At 51.5% G+C, this 14540-nt stretch carries 12 protein-coding genes; 8 read left to right on the top strand and 4 right to left on the bottom strand.

What is annotated here, in order from left to right; genetic code table 11:
- Positions 1–38 precede the first annotated feature (38 nt).
- Positions 39–317 (bottom strand): hypothetical protein, encoded by a 279-nt coding sequence (locus ACLPHM_RS08935; RefSeq protein WP_430220893.1) that lies wholly within the window; start codon positions 315–317, stop codon positions 39–41.
- A 106-nt stretch (positions 318–423) separates the two neighbouring features.
- Here ACLPHM_RS08935 and apbC point away from each other — a divergent pair, with 106 nt between their 5' ends.
- The 7 genes from apbC (at position 424) to gcvH (ending at position 11433) form a co-directional block, all read left to right on the top strand.
- Positions 424–1512: an iron-sulfur cluster carrier protein ApbC gene (apbC, locus tag ACLPHM_RS08930; protein ID WP_430220892.1), complete on the top strand. Its 1089-nt coding sequence runs from the start codon at positions 424–426 to the stop codon at positions 1510–1512.
- A 26-nt stretch (positions 1513–1538) separates the two neighbouring features.
- Positions 1539–3308 (top strand): autotransporter assembly complex protein TamA, encoded by a 1770-nt coding sequence (locus ACLPHM_RS08925; RefSeq protein ID WP_430220891.1) that lies wholly within the window; start codon positions 1539–1541, stop codon positions 3306–3308.
- Positions 3305–6868: a translocation/assembly module TamB domain-containing protein gene (locus ACLPHM_RS08920; protein ID WP_430220890.1), complete on the top strand. Its 3564-nt coding sequence runs from the start codon at positions 3305–3307 to the stop codon at positions 6866–6868. The genes ACLPHM_RS08925 and ACLPHM_RS08920 overlap by 4 nt, the downstream gene beginning before the upstream one ends.
- Before the next feature lie 73 nt (positions 6869–6941).
- The gene (gene dcd, locus ACLPHM_RS08915; protein ID WP_430220889.1) at positions 6942–7508 is read left to right on the top strand and encodes a dCTP deaminase; all 567 of its coding nucleotides are present in this window, start codon (positions 6942–6944) and stop codon (positions 7506–7508) included.
- A gap of 10 nt (positions 7509–7518) precedes the next feature.
- Complete coding sequence (locus ACLPHM_RS08910) at positions 7519–9780, top strand: Orn/Lys/Arg family decarboxylase (RefSeq protein WP_430220888.1); 2262 nt, start codon at positions 7519–7521, stop codon at positions 9778–9780.
- Positions 9780–11006, top strand: a complete 1227-nt coding sequence (locus ACLPHM_RS08905; RefSeq protein WP_430220887.1) for a BaiN/RdsA family NAD(P)/FAD-dependent oxidoreductase — start codon at positions 9780–9782, stop codon at positions 11004–11006. The genes ACLPHM_RS08910 and ACLPHM_RS08905 overlap by 1 nt, the downstream gene beginning before the upstream one ends.
- Positions 11007–11052: 46 nt before the next feature.
- Complete coding sequence (gene gcvH, locus ACLPHM_RS08900) at positions 11053–11433, top strand: glycine cleavage system protein GcvH (RefSeq protein WP_135863174.1); 381 nt, start codon at positions 11053–11055, stop codon at positions 11431–11433.
- 210 nt (positions 11434–11643) lie between these two features.
- Here the strand turns inward: gcvH and ACLPHM_RS08895 are convergent, their stop codons facing one another.
- From ACLPHM_RS08895 to ACLPHM_RS08885, 3 genes are read right to left on the bottom strand one after another with little or no spacing between them, the layout of a single operon-like run.
- Positions 11644–12141 (bottom strand): dihydrofolate reductase, encoded by a 498-nt coding sequence (locus ACLPHM_RS08895; protein ID WP_430220886.1) that lies wholly within the window; start codon positions 12139–12141, stop codon positions 11644–11646.
- Entirely contained in the window at positions 12138–12938 is an 801-nt protein-coding gene (locus tag ACLPHM_RS08890) for a thymidylate synthase (protein ID WP_430220885.1), read from the bottom strand. The genes ACLPHM_RS08895 and ACLPHM_RS08890 overlap by 4 nt, the downstream gene beginning before the upstream one ends.
- 5 nt (positions 12939–12943) lie before the next feature.
- Positions 12944–13366, bottom strand: coding sequence for an OsmC family protein (locus tag ACLPHM_RS08885; protein ID WP_430220884.1), 423 nt, complete (start codon positions 13364–13366; stop codon positions 12944–12946).
- Between the two features lie 304 nt (positions 13367–13670).
- On the opposite strand from ACLPHM_RS08885, the gene coq7 reads away from it, so the two are divergent.
- Positions 13671–14285 (top strand): 2-polyprenyl-3-methyl-6-methoxy-1,4-benzoquinone monooxygenase, encoded by a 615-nt coding sequence (gene coq7, locus ACLPHM_RS08880; protein ID WP_430221385.1) that lies wholly within the window; start codon positions 13671–13673, stop codon positions 14283–14285.
- Positions 14286–14540: the final 255 nt, after the last annotated feature.

Here is a 14540-nt window from a genome sequence, read left to right as displayed (position 1 = left end):
AGCCCAGAAAGGATAGCAGATGCTGTGGTAAAAATCTGCTAGTTGAGTTCGCGCATCTCTATGTCGCTGACATTTTGTGGCTTAGGCGGTCTGGCCGTATTCTGCTGGCGCTCTTGAAACGCTTGTGCAGGATTAGGACGACGGCGGTTTTGCCAGTAGGAGCGAATACCAAATGGTCGGCCACTAATACGCGCAACAATGTATAGGATGGCAATGGCTAAGGCTGTAGACGCCATGAAAATAACCGCCATAATCATGCCTATGACAGTCAGCATTGCGAATAGTACAGCTCGGAGTATTTGAGTAAATGTATTCATAGCATTAAGTATGACAGCTTTTGATGCAAAAAATTCCCTCGTTCCGCTATTTTTACGGTGGCGGTTGTTGTAGTGTTAGCACGTATCTGTGCAGGATGATGAGTAAATGAATGTAAACACAGTTGATGTGGTGAATGCGTTACGTAGCGTAACGGATCCCTATACACGTAAAAAACTGGAAGTGAGCCCTGAAAGTTGCTGTGTCACGCTGAATGGGCAGGTGGCAGATATTGCATTGAACTTGGGTTACACCACCGACAGTGGTGGTCAAGAGCAGTTTAAAGAGCGTTTGATTCCCGCGTTGGAAACTGTAGGGGTGGCCTTGGGCAAACTTACTCTAGGGCTGAAAGTGCTAACACACGCGGTACAACCTGATCTACGTCCTATGGGCAACGTGCGCAATATTATTGCGGTGGCCTCTGGTAAGGGCGGTGTGGGTAAAAGTACGACCTCGGTAAACTTGGCGTTGGCCTTGCACATGCAAGGTGCGCGTGTGGGGTTGTTGGATGCCGATATTTACGGCCCTAGCGTGCCGACGATGTTGGGGTTGAGTGGCAAGCCACAAATGACACCTGAAAACCTGATGAAACCCATGATTGGGCACGGGTTGCAGGCAAACTCTATTGGTTTCTTGATTGATGACGATGCGCCAGCGATTTGGCGTGGTCCTATGGTTACCCAAGCGTTGTTGCAGTTGTTGACGCAAACCGCGTGGGAAGACTTGGATTACCTGATCATCGATATGCCTCCGGGTACGGGTGACATTGCGCTGACGTTGTCGCAGAAGGTGCCTCTGACAGCGGCGGTCGTCGTGACCACGCCACAAGATATGGCACTGATCGATGCTCGCAAAGGGCTAAAAATGTTCCAAAAGGTAGACGTACCGGTACTGGGCGTGGTTGAAAACATGTCGGTGCATGTGTGCAGCCAGTGCGGTCACGAAGAAGCAATTTTTGGTAAACATGGTGGCCGGGATATGGCAAGTCAGTACAATGTACCCTGGCTGGGGGCGCTGCCTTTGGCAATGAGTATTCGGGAACAAACTGACTCGGGTTTGCCTACCGTTTTGGCAGCGCCACAAAGCAGAGAAGCAGCGATTTATCATGAAATTGCCAGCCGTGTGGCTGCTAATGTCGCGGTACTGCCTGTGGATACGTCGGCGCAACGTCCTAAGGTTGTCCCCCGAGCTTTATAAGATAATTCTGGTACAGGCGGGTTTTTATGGGTGTACGCACGGCGGGATGGATGCTCGCTCTGGCATGTAGTCAGAGCGTAAGCGCCGCGATGGTGCCTGAAGTAGTGATTGATCCTGGTGGCGTAGGCCCCGATGCATTGCGTGTTATCCATGGCGCTGTGGAGGCTATCACCCGCCTGGCAGAAGACCAGGACTTATCCGAGGTTTCTCGTTTGCGCCGTAGAGCGCATGACGCCACAATTTCAGCGTTGCAAACGCAAGGTTATTACGACTCCATCGTCACGGTGGAGATCGGTGAAATTGGCGAGCAAGAAACGTGGGATATCTTGATTCAACCGGGTGTGCGTACTCTGGTAGACAAGGTAGATATCAAACTAAGCGGACAAATCAACCAGCCCGAATTTGCGGTGCGGGTAGAGGGGTTGCGTGCCGACTTGCCGCTGAAAGTTGGGGATGTGTTCCTCAACAATAAATGGTCCAGCGCAAAGCAAGATTTGTTGCTGGGCGTGAAAAACAAAGATTTTTATTTCGCACGTTATGAACAAACACGTGCGGTGGTGCATGCCGAAGAAGGTAAGGCCGATCTAGAACTGGCGATACGTAGTGGTCCGCGTGTGCGTATGGGGCAGCTTTATACATCAGGTTTGAAACGCGTGCCTGAAAGCCTAATCCACCGTTATGTACGCTATAGCCCCGGCGATCCTTACGACCAAGATAAATTGGATGAGTGGCAACAAGCGCTGCAAAACACCAGTTTCTTTATGGGGGCGTTTGTCACCATGGACGATACCTCGCCTAATCAGCGGGTACGTTCTGACGGCGAGGTAGAGATCCCGGTGAGCATTCGTGTGACCGAAGCGCCTGCGCGTCGTTTCACTGGCTCATTGGGTGCAGACAGTGATCATGGTATACGTGCCGAAGGCTTATACCGCCAGAACGTGGTGTTTGGCTTGCCCGTATGGACAGAAACCGGGATTGGGGTGGATAAAGACCGCCAACGGTTTTTTACGGATGTATATTTACCGCCCACTATTGGCGGCTACCAGAACAGCCTAGGGGTATTGGTTCAACACGAGGACATACAGGGGCTAGAAACCACCCGTTTAGCAGGGGGCTGGAAGCTTAGCAAAGAGCGTAAAAGCCAAGCTGGCGTGGACTACAAGGTGCAGTGGAGCCTGATTGGTTCGTGGGATGAAAACCGCATTGATGGCGTGGGACGCTTTAAAACGCCTTCCGTTATAGGGACGTGGCAGTGGTTGCGTCGCGATGTAGATAGTCTGTATGACCCCACATCCGGTAATTTGCTAGACCTGAACTTAGCGTCGGGCGTGAGTTTAAAGAATAAAAAACCGTTTTATCGCACCAGCTTGCGGGCGCAACAGTGGTGGCCTGTTGGGACGAATGATGTGTTGACCGTACGCGGTGAGGTAGGCAAGGTCTGGAAAGATACCGAATACGTACCCCCTGATTTTGGCTTCCGTACTGGGGGCGCACGCAGCATTCGTGGTTATAGCTATCAAAGTATTGGTCGTGAACAAGGTGATGCTACGGTGGGGGCGCCAGCCTTAGCATTGGCCAGCGTTGAGTACACGCATTACTTCACCAGTATGTTTGGTATGACCGCGTTTGTGGACGTGGGCGATGCGGCAGAATCCTTTGGCGATATGAAAGCCTACTTAGGTTATGGCTTGGGTGCGGCGGTTCGTACACCGGCAGGCCCCATTTATGTCGATTTGGCCTACGGCCAACGTGACCACAAACTCCGTCTACACTTTGCGCTGGGGATCGCGTTTTGAGCAAGCGAAGCAAAAAATCCTTCTGGTGGCGTTTAGTCTTTTGGGCAGGCCCTATCGTTGTGCTAGGGCTGTTAATGATTTGCGGGTTCTTGTATTGGGCCGTGGCATCACAACCCGGAACGCAATGGCTATTACGTACGGCAGTATCGTTTGTGGATGGTGAAGTACGTGGCGTGCGTGGTTCGCTGTGGGACGGTGTGCAAATAGACAGTTTGGACATCAATATTCCGGGTACAAAAGTTGCTGCACGAGATGCCAAGCTGCAGGTGTTATGGCCTGCTTTGTTGCAGCGTAAAGTGCATGTGCGCGAATTATCTGTAGGTGATTTGTCGGTAGCGCTAGAAACCTTACCCGACGCAGAGCCTGAGCCACCCTCTGATGAACTCTTTGAAATGCCTAGCTTGCCTGTGAATATTCAGGTGGATAGGCTGGCCTTGGGGACATTAGCATTCACCCAAGACGGTAATGAATTACCCATCACTGTGGGCGGTTTGACGGCAGCCGCTAGTTTGGAGGGCGGGCAGGCCAGCGTCTCGGTACGCAGCCTGGATGTTATATACGAACAGATTCATGCGGCAATTCAGTTGCAAGCGCGTAGCGAGCAACTGGCAGCGCCTTGGCCTATGCAAGCGGCACTGAGTGTGAAAGCCAGCACAGATCAGCATGATGCTGCTATTTGCGCACAGCAATACCTGCCGGGCTTGGCAGATCAAGGGCAGACGGCCGAGTCAACCGACACAGCAGCATGTGAATTTGAGTTGCAAGCAGGGCTGGAAGGTTCGTTGCAAGGCATGAAAGTCAGCGTGGACGGTAAAGGCCAAGGTATCAGCCTTGAGGCTGCCGCCGATTTGTTGCCAGAAGCTTCTATGCCCTTGCGTCAAGCGTTAGTCAGTTTGCAAATAGGCTCAGAGACCGAACTACAAGCCAAGTTGGATTGGTCTGATGACAATGGTACAGATCGTATACAAGGCACCCTACACAGTAAGAATCTGGATGTGGCGGCGTTATTAGCAGACGCCTCCTTACCGGCGTTATTGAGTCTGGATGCGGATTACGATGTACGTTTCCAGCCAGAAATGCAGTTGGATAATGCCAAGTTGAATCTGGCTGTGCACGAGGGGTCCCGTTGGAATGGTCAGCCTTTACGAGGCAAGGTGGCGGTAGAGGCGCAAGCTGGTACAGCACCTAGTGGCATGCCTGAATGGGCAGGCTACCAACTGGTAAATAGCGACATACAGCTGAGTTTGGGGCGCAACACCGTCACGGTAGCAGGTGGTTTTGGTCAGGCTACGGATGTCTTAACACTGGATGTGGCGTTGCCTGCGGCAGAGCAAATACTAGCCAGCTTAAGCGGCGTGGGAGCGGCCACGGTTAAGGGGCAGGTCAAAGGCGGTATTGTTCAGCACAGCTTGGCGTTGAAAGCTAAGTATGATCTGGGTGGTGACGAGTCTGGCCAATCGTTGGGCCAAGGGCCTGTGGATGTAGACGTCGCGCTAGACGGCCACTTGAACTATGTAGCTGATCAGCCCATACAGTGGCGTGCTGCGGTAGACCGTTTGAAAGTCAATCACTCGGGTTTTGGCCTTCAAACACTGAGCAAATGGCCACTGTTCCTGCAGTTGCCCGAAGGCGAACAGCCGTTGCAATTCAAGGCCGAGGCCACACGCATACAAAGTTTCCTGAATGACCAGCCTTGGGTGACGCTGGTGCACCAGTTGTCGGCGTTGGATGGCGAAAACTGGCAAACAGCCGGTGGGTTAGAGCCATTCTCTATTTCGCCTGCTCGTTTGAAACTGTTGCAGACGAAGTTGGGGCTGGATAGCGAATCTGAACAGCGTGGTGGCGTGAAAGACATGCGCGCCAGCAGCAAAACCAATCGCTTGGAAGACTTGCGTATGGAAGCTGACTGGAATGTGCGTTTCCAAGGGGCGCTGGCAGGACAGATTTCTGTGCGTCACTTAGCTGGGGACATCATGATTCCAGCCGAGCCTTCTTTCCCATTGGGGCTGACAGAATTAGGCTTGCAAGTGAACTTGGTGCCTACAGGTAGCGATAGTCGTGTGCAGGCGCGGTTAGCGGTTAAAACCAGCAAGATGGGTGAAGTGCTAGGCGATGTGAATGCGCTGTTACGCTTCACGCCGGAGCAAGGTTTTCATCTACGAGACTCCGATTTGGTCAAAGCATCCCTAGAAGCCAATGTGGCAGACTTGGGCTGGACTAATCTGATTCTGGGTGATGCCATGGAGTTGCGTGGCCGCTTAAATGCCAAGGTGGATATGGAAATGCGTCCATCGGGGTACTTCTCTAGCCAAGGTCAAATCCAAGGCCGAGAACTACGCGTGACTCGGTTGGATGACGGTATTCGTTTGCTAGACGGTAGTTTAGATGCGCGTATTGATGATCAACGCTTTATTTTGGATCAGTTGTACTTCCCTGCCGTATTGCGTGTAGAGCCTAAAGAGTGGCGTACAGCAACCTGGATTAGCGAGAACCCTGAAGCTAAAGGCGGCTTCTTGAAGGTCTCGGGAGAGTGGGATTTAGAAAACTCTACGGGTAAATTCCTAACAGAACTGTTCCGCTATCCTATCTTGCAGCGTGCGGATAGATATGCGATGGTGAGTGGTAACATCGATGCCAATTTGGTACTGCCGCAAATTGCCTTAACCGGTAAGGTGACGGTAGATGCGGGTTGGTTTAACTTGGATATGCTGGGTGGCATTCCTACCATTGATAGCGATATCGTGGTGTTGCGTGCCGGACAAACGTTAGAAGAACAACCGCCACCAAGTACGACAGACCTCAGTATGAACGTGGAAGTTGATTTAGGGCCACGTTTCTATTTAACAGGCTATGGGGTGAACTCAGGTTTGGTAGGGCAGTTACGTGTCAGTATGTTTGATGGCCAGTTGAACGGTTTTGGTGCGCTGCGCACTCGTGGTGGTGCCATCGAGCAATACGGCCAGCGTTTACAGCTACGCCGAGGTTCTATTACCTTCCAAGGCGATATCACCAATCCTATTTTGGATATAGAAGCGCTGCGTACGGGTTTAGCTGTGCAGGCGGGTGTGAAGGTGGTAGGTACGGCGCGTAAACCACGCATTGATTTGGTATCGTACCCAGATGTTGATAACGTAGAGAAACTGTCGTGGTTGTTGTTTGGCCATGGCACGGATGATAACGGTAGCGATTTGGCGCTGTTGTTCTCGGTAGGGGCTTCATTTATTGGCGGCGACGACACGGGCGAGCCGTTCTACCGACAGTTCGGTATTGATGAGGTCACCATGAAATCCGGTGAGCTAGGCAGCGCAGGTAGTATTTTGCCGGTAGAGAGCACCATTGGTGGCATTGATAGCGGTACCACCGATATGGAACGCCAGTTCTTGCAGATCAGCAAGCAGATAGGTTCTAACATTACCTTGAGCTTGCAGCAGGCACTGTCCGATACCGGAACGGTGGGTAGAGCCAGTTACCAGCTCACACGCAGACTGACAGCAGAGCTGAATGTGGGTACGGTAAACGGCTTGGCGTTGGTGTACCGTTGGTTCTCTTCCACGGATTAAAGGTTATTCATGTTGTGATGCTGCATTTGTGCTGTAACAGCATAAAATAGCGCCTTACATCATAGAGGGAAATATGAGTATTAAAAGTGATCGCTGGATTCGTGAACAAGCTGAACAACAGGGCATGATTGAGCCGTTTGAAGCAGGCCAAGTGCGTGCTATCAATGGCGAGAAAATCGTAAGCTACGGTACTAGTAGTTACGGTTACGACGTGCGTTGTGCCAACGAGTTCAAGATTTTCACCAACATTAACTCCACCATCGTGGACCCTAAAAACTTTGACGAGGGTTCGTTTGTGGATTTCGTGGGTGATGTGTGTATTATTCCGCCGAACTCTTTTGCATTAGCTCGTACGGTGGAGTACTTCCGTATTCCTCGTGATGTGTTGACCATTTGCTTGGGTAAAAGCACGTATGCACGTTGCGGCATTATCGTTAACGTCACACCACTGGAACCCGAGTGGGAAGGTCACGTCACTTTAGAGTTTTCTAACACTACACCACTGCCTGCCAAAATTTATGCAGGTGAGGGTTGTGCACAGATGCTCTTTATTGGTGGCGATCAGATTTGTGAAGTGTCGTACAAAGACCGTGGTGGTAAATACCAGGGTCAGCGTGGTGTAACCCTGCCTCGCACTTAGGAGCTGTGGCATGAAATTTCGTTTTCCTATCGTCATCATTGACGAAGATTATCGTTCCGAAAACGCCTCCGGCCTGGGCATCCGAGCATTAGCCGATGCCATAGAGGCCGAAGGGGTGGAAGTGTTAGGGGTCACCAGTTATGGTGACCTTCGTTCTTTTGCGCAGCAACAGAGTCGTGCTAGTGCATTTATCCTGTCTATTGATGACGAAGAGTTCAGTGTGGACTCGCGGGAAGACGTCGCAGCAGTCATTCAGAATTTGCGGGAATTCATTGGCGAATTGCGTTTTCGCAATGAAGATATCCCTATTTATTTGTACGGTGAAACACGTACTTCGCAGCATATCCCTAACGATATCTTGCGCGAGCTACATGGTTTCATCCATATGTTTGAAGATACACCAGAGTTCGTGGCGCGCCACATCATCCGTGAGGCACGTGCGTATCTGGACAGCTTAGCTCCACCGTTTTTCCGTGAGTTGGTGAAGTACGCCTCTGACGGTTCGTACTCGTGGCACTGTCCCGGTCACTCTGGTGGTGTCGCATTTTTGAAAAGCCCAGTAGGCCAAATGTTCCACCAGTTTTTTGGTGAAAACATGTTGCGTGCCGACGTGTGTAACGCGGTAGACGAATTGGGCCAGTTGTTGGATCATACCGGCCCAGTGGCCGAAGCCGAGCGTAATGCTGCGCGTATTTTCCACGCTGACCACTGCTTTTTCGTGACCAACGGTACTTCTACTTCCAACAAAATTGTGTGGCACGCGAACGTGGCCAACAATGACATCGTGGTGGTAGACCGTAACTGTCACAAATCTATTTTGCACGCGATCACCATGACGGGCGCTATTCCTGTGTTCTTGCGTCCAACGCGCAACCACTTAGGGATTATTGGTCCTATTCCTCTGGAAGAGTTCCACCCTGATAGCATTCAGCGCAAAATCGAAGCTAACCCCTTTGCTAGCCTCGTTGCGGATAAGCGCCCACGTATTTTGACTTTGACACAAAGTACGTACGACGGTGTGATCTACAACGTAGAGATGATCAAAGAGACCTTGGGGTCTACGCTAGATACCTTGCACTTTGACGAGGCTTGGTTGCCGCACGCAGCGTTCCACGAGTTCTATCGCGATATGCATGCGATTGGCCCAGGCCGTCCGCGTAGCAAAGACACTATGATTTACGCCACGCACTCCACCCACAAGTTGTTGGCTGGTTTGTCGCAAGCATCACAAATTACCGTGCAAGATGCGGAAGACCGTCCATTGGATCGCAACGTGTTTAACGAAGCGTACCTGATGCACACGTCTACATCACCTCAGTACGCCATTATTGCGTCCTGCGATGTGGCTGCTGCCATGATGGAGCCTCCAGGCGGCACAGCACTGGTAGAAGAAAGTATTAAAGAAGCCTTGGATTTCCGCCGTGCCATGCGCAAGGTGGATGAAGAGTACGGTGATGATGAGTGGTGGTTCAAAGTCTGGGGCCCCGACCATCTGGTGAGTGAAGACATTGGTACACGCGAAGACTGGTTGCTGGCGTCTGACGACGAGTGGCACGGTTTTGGTGATTTGGCCGATGGCTTCAACATGCTGGACCCTATCAAAGCCACTGTGGTGACTCCAGGTTTGGATATTTCGGGTACGTTTGCAGATACAGGTATTCCTGCTGCATTGGTATCCAAATACTTGGCTGAACACGGCGTGGTGGTCGAGAAAACCGGCTTGTACTCCTTCTTCATTTTGTTCACCATCGGTATTACCAAAGGCCGTTGGAACACGTTGTTGACCGCTTTGCAGCAGTTCAAAGACGACTACGACCGCAACCAACCGTTGTGGCGCATTCTGCCTGATTTCTGCAAAGAGTATCCACGCTACGAGCGTTTTGGCCTGCGTGATTTGTGTCAGCACATTCACGAGGTGTACCGCAAGTACGACTTGGCACGTTTGACTACCGAGGTGTACTTGAGCGACATGGTTCCAGCCATGAAGCCATCAGACGCTTACGCCAAAATGGCACACCGTGAAGTAGAGCGTGTGGGTATTGATGAGCTGGAAGGCCGTGTAACGGGTGTGTTGTTAACCCCTTATCCACCCGGTATTCCACTGTTGATCCCCGGCGAACGCTTTAACCGCATGATTGTGGATTACTTGAAGTTCGCGCGAGAGTTCAATGCCCAGTTCCCTGGCTTTGAAACGTACGTACACGGGTTGGCACAAGATACGGATGCGAACGGTAACTCCCGTTATTACGTGGATTGCATTCGCGAGTATTAATGGCTGCTCCTGTTTATGATGTAGCCGTCATCGGTGCCGGTGCTGCCGGCATGATGGCGGCCAGTGTGGCTGGCCAGCGAGGGTTGCGTGTGGTCTTAATTGACCACGCCACCAAGCTGGGTGAGAAAATCCGTATCTCGGGTGGTGGGCGCTGTAACTTCACCAACTTGGGCACTACACCAGCCAACTATATTTCTAAGAATCCGCATTTCTGTAGGTCGGCGTTATCTGCCTATACCCCTCAGGACTTTCTGCGGTTGCTTAAAGAGTACGGTATCGCGTGGCACGAGAAACATAAGGGCCAGCTTTTTTGCGACGACTCGGCAGAAGACATCATTCAGATGCTGCGCCAAGAGTGCGAGAAAGGGCAGGTTTCGTGGCGTATGCCGTGTGCTGTGGATACCATAGATCAACACGAGAATGGGTTCGCCATACGTTCCAGTCACGGCACGATTGTGGCTAAGCAAGTGGTGATTGCAACGGGTGGTATGGCAATTCCGCAGTTGGGGGCGACTGACTTCGCTTTAAAATTGGCCCGCCAATTTGATCTAAAAGTGATAGAGCCTAGACCTGCGTTGGTGCCGTTGCAGTTTGATGGTGGTGAGTGGCAGCCCTTTGTGACGCTGAGCGGAATGTCGTCGCCCGTGCGTCTGAGTGTGCCTGCGGTAGCCAAGCCTAGAATGAAGTTTGATGAAGACTTGCTGTTTACCCACAGAGGCTTATCGGGCCCGGGTATTTTGCAAATCTCCAGCTACTGGGAGCCAGGTGAGGCCTTGGCCATTGATTTGGCGCCTGAGACAAATATGGAAAAACTGTTGCTAGACGCCAAATCAGGTGGGAAGCAGCAGGTAGGTAATTTATTGGGTCAGCATTGGCCTAAACGGCTGGTGGAGCACTGGTTGCCTGCGCATCCACAGTTGCCTGCAGGGTTGTTGCAGCAGCGCGTGGCAGACGTGTCGGATAAGGTGTTAAGGCAGTTGGCAGCTTCTATACATCGTTGGGAGCTACAGCCTTCGGGCACCGCTGGCTACAAAAAAGCAGAAGTAATGCGCGGCGGTGTAGACACGGCCATGCTGGATCAGCGCAGTCTGCAGGTACGTTCTGTACCGGGTTTGTATTTTATCGGTGAAGCCGTGGATGTCACGGGTTGGTTAGGCGGCTATAATTTTCAGTGGGCTTGGGCATCAGGCATGGCGTGTGGGCGAGCCCTACAGCCAACTGCGTGACCTAAAGCATGCCGCATAAACACTACTATAGAGAAAAAGGAACAGCATGAATCTGCCTGGAGATCGCAAGTATGCGCCTACCCACGAATGGGTATTGGAAGACAACGGCCTATTGCAGGTAGGTATTACCGATCATGCCCAAGAGCAGTTGGGTGATTTGGTGTTTGTGGGTGACTTTGCAACGGGCAAAACCTTGTCAGCGGGTGAGACTGCTGGGGTAGTAGAGTCGGTGAAAGCAGCATCGGATATTTATGCACCCGTGGCCGGTGAGGTGGTGGAGTTCAACACAGCGCTGTCCGATCAGCCAGAGCTGTTGAATACCGAACCATACCAAAGCTGGATCTTTAAACTGCGCCCACAAAATGTGGCTGATGTGCAGAGTTTGCTGAATGCTGATGAGTACGATGCAGTGAAAGACGATAACTAAGTGGTACGGTTGTAGTTGTTGAGCCAGTGGATGGCTCAACACGACTCACTCACAGCGATGGTACAGGCGTAGTCAGAAATCACTACGCTACCAATAAAAAACCCTACAGGCGTCATAGCCGCGTAGGGTTTTTTTTATGCAAAGTAGCTGTGGTGTAGTGTGCAGCAGCTAATGCAAAGGTTCGCTGCAAAGTAGGGCGTAGCGAGTTTGTTAACGCTTGCGTGTGTAGTGCACAAAATCGTAGCTATAGCCGTTTTCTTCTGGCTGCGGGCTACGCGAAACTTCTTGCCACACCGCAGGGTCTAGCTCAGGAAAAAACGTATCGCCTGGCACGTCTGCTTGTACTTCCGTGGCGTAGATGTCATCGGCAACGTCTAGGCCCTGAGTAAAGATCTGTTCACCACCGATAATGCAGCAGTCTTCGGTGTCTTGGCAGGCAGCCAAGGCGGCATCCAAGCTACCATGCACACTAGCACCATCAGCCATGTACGCTGCATTACGACTAATCACCAGATTAGGACGACCCGGAAGCGGGCGGCCTAAGCTTTCCCAGGTTTTTCTGCCCATAATAATAGGCAGGCCCAGTGTCAGCTTTTTAAAGTGTGCCAAATCGGCAGGCAGTCGCCATGGCAACTGATTGTCCATACCTATGCTGCGGTTGCGCGCATAGGCGACCACCATGCGGATGTGGGGGCGTACAGAACTCATACAGCTACCGGAGCCTTAATGTGTGGATGCGGATCGTAATCAACGATTTCGAAGTCATCCAGTTGATAATCAAAAATCGACGCTGGTTTGCGTTTGATATTCAGTTTTGGGTAGGCGCGGGGTTCGCGTGACAGTTGCAGTTCTACTTGCTCGTAGTGGTTGCTGTATAAGTGGCAGTCACCGCCCGTCCAAATGAAATCACCTACGTCTAGATCGCATTGTTGAGCCACCATGTGCGTCAGTAAAGCGTAGCTAGCAATGTTGAAGGGTACACCCAAGAAAATATCGGCACTGCGCTGGTACAACTGGCAAGACAGTTTGCCGTCAGCGACATAAAATTGGAAGAATGCATGGCACGGAGGCAGCGCCATGTTAGAGATTTCTGCCACGTTCCATGCTGACACAATCAGACGGCGGGAATCGGGGTTATGGCGAATTTGGTCTACCACTTGGCTGATCTGGTCAACATGGCCACCGTCTGGAGTAGGCCAAGAGCGCCACTGTACGCCGTATACAGGGCCTAAGTTGCCATCGGCATCCGCCCATTCATCCCAAATGCTGACGTTGTTTTCTTTAAGCCAGGCAATGTTAGAATCGCCACGCAAGAACCACAGCAGCTCAATGAAGATACTGCGAGTGTGTAGCTTCTTGGTGGTGACCATCGGGAAGCCTTGCTGCAGGTCAAAGCGCATTTGATGGCCAAACACCGAGCGGGTGCCTGTGCCTGTGCGGTCTGCTTTCTCGGTGCCATGTTCATAGACATAGCGCATCAGTTGTTCGTATTGATTAGTGGCCATAGCGATTAGACTTCACGAATCTCAAAGGAGTGAGTGATCTCGGCTGTTTTAGCCAACATCGCTGATGCTGAGCAGTATTTTTCGTGAGACAGCTTAACAGCGCGTTCTACAGCCGCTTCAGTCAGACCTTTACCACTCACAATGAACGTGAAGTGAATACGCTCGAACACTTTAGGGTCGGTGTCTGCACGTTCGGCTTCTAGTTTGACTTGGCAGCCTTGAATATCGTGGCGACCGCGTTTTAGGATCAGCACCACATCATAGGCTGCACAGCCGCCAGTACCTGCCAACAGCATTTCCATGGGTCTGGGGGCCAAGTTATGACCACCACCTTCAGGAGCGCCATCCATGGCTGTAACGTGACCGCTACCCGTGGTAGCAACAAAAAGCATACCTTCTGGGCCACCCCAGTTGATTGTGCATTCCATGTGTGAAATCTCCGAAAGTCGTCTGGCAGTGTTGCCTGCCGGCTGGTTATTGTACCGTTTCAGGCGCTACCCGTCAGGCGTGCGTATGGGCTGTAAGCGGCCTAGATAAATAGATGGCAGGCGTGTGGGTTATGCAAAGCAGCATAGCAGGGCAGTGGTAAGATTGATCCTATTCGCGTAATGCGTTTGAGGATATATAGATATGACAGAAAAGCGTGTAAATCCGGAGCAGGCGTTGGTCGCACACCACTCTGCGCGACCAGCACATAAGCCGTTGATTCGCCAAAACACCTTCTTGGACAACATGATGGGTGAATTGAATGCGGCATTGTCGGTATTAAGCCGATCAGCGCAGGCATCACGTCCTAATCCAGCAGGTAAGAAAACCGACACTGACGACACCTTGGATGCACAGCAAACTCGTCACGTGGCAGGGCTGATGCGTGTAAATCACGTGGGTGAGGTATGTGCCCAAGCTTTGTACAGAGGCCAAGCACTACTGAGTGAGCAAGAATCCTTGCGCCAATTGTTGCGCGAGGCAGCAGTGGAAGAGGTAGACCATTTAGTGTGGTGCGATGAGCGCCTAAAAGAGCTAAACAATAGGCCCAGTATCTTTAACCCTTTTTGGTATGCCGCCTCGTTTGGGCTAGGTGTCATTGCCAGCAAAGCGGGGGCTCCTTACAACTTAGGGTTTATGGCCGAGACTGAGCGTCAAGTAGAGCAGCATTTGGATAGCCATTTGCAGCAGTTACCGGCTGAGGATAATCGCAGTCGTCCTATTTTGGAGCAAATGCTTAAAGACGAAGCAGGGCACAGGATGAGTGCAGAGGCAAATGGTGCCGTAGCATTGCCGGGGCCTATACGCTTTGCCATGCGGTGCATGTCTAAGGTGATGACCGGTACGGCGTATTACGTTTAGGGGAGCTATGTTGCACTGCCGCATTTTTACTACACTGTGGTAGAAAATGCGTGTTGTTCTTGCAATGCACAAAACTAGGGTATACACTAATAACAAATGGATGTAGAACAGAACGCAAGAGTAAAAACCCTAACGTTCTAGGCTCAGGTAAATCCTTAGTAGCCCTACATGCCCCGGTTGTCTCCTCCACCCTCCTCCTTTGGTGGATTTGCCCGAGATCTACAGATCTCGGGCTTTTTTTTGTGCAAAAAATGG

Origin of the sequence: Paenalcaligenes sp. Me131 (genome assembly GCF_050487225.1) — a bacterium.
Taxonomy (GTDB): domain Bacteria; phylum Pseudomonadota; class Gammaproteobacteria; order Burkholderiales; family Burkholderiaceae_B; genus Paenalcaligenes.
Note: the sequence above shows the minus strand (reverse complement) of the source record. Positions and strands in the feature narration are given on the sequence as shown.

Coding starts and splice junctions, on each gene's coding strand:
- ACLPHM_RS08885 (WP_430220884.1), bottom strand. CDS start 13,366: ATGGAATGCACAATCAACTGGGGTGGCCCAGAAGGTATGCTTTTTGTT.
- ACLPHM_RS08935 (WP_430220893.1), bottom strand. CDS start 317: ATGAATACATTTACTCAAATACTCCGAGCTGTACTATTCGCAATGCTG.
- apbC (WP_430220892.1), top strand. CDS start 424: ATGAATGTAAACACAGTTGATGTGGTGAATGCGTTACGTAGCGTAACG.
- coq7 (WP_430221385.1), top strand. CDS start 13,671: ATGATGGGTGAATTGAATGCGGCATTGTCGGTATTAAGCCGATCAGCG.
- ACLPHM_RS08905 (WP_430220887.1), top strand. CDS start 9,780: ATGGCTGCTCCTGTTTATGATGTAGCCGTCATCGGTGCCGGTGCTGCC.
- ACLPHM_RS08910 (WP_430220888.1), top strand. CDS start 7,519: ATGAAATTTCGTTTTCCTATCGTCATCATTGACGAAGATTATCGTTCC.
- gcvH (WP_135863174.1), top strand. CDS start 11,053: ATGAATCTGCCTGGAGATCGCAAGTATGCGCCTACCCACGAATGGGTA.
- ACLPHM_RS08895 (WP_430220886.1), bottom strand. CDS start 12,141: ATGAGTTCTGTACGCCCCCACATCCGCATGGTGGTCGCCTATGCGCGC.
- dcd (WP_430220889.1), top strand. CDS start 6,942: ATGAGTATTAAAAGTGATCGCTGGATTCGTGAACAAGCTGAACAACAG.
- ACLPHM_RS08925 (WP_430220891.1), top strand. CDS start 1,539: ATGGGTGTACGCACGGCGGGATGGATGCTCGCTCTGGCATGTAGTCAG.
- ACLPHM_RS08890 (WP_430220885.1), bottom strand. CDS start 12,938: ATGGCCACTAATCAATACGAACAACTGATGCGCTATGTCTATGAACAT.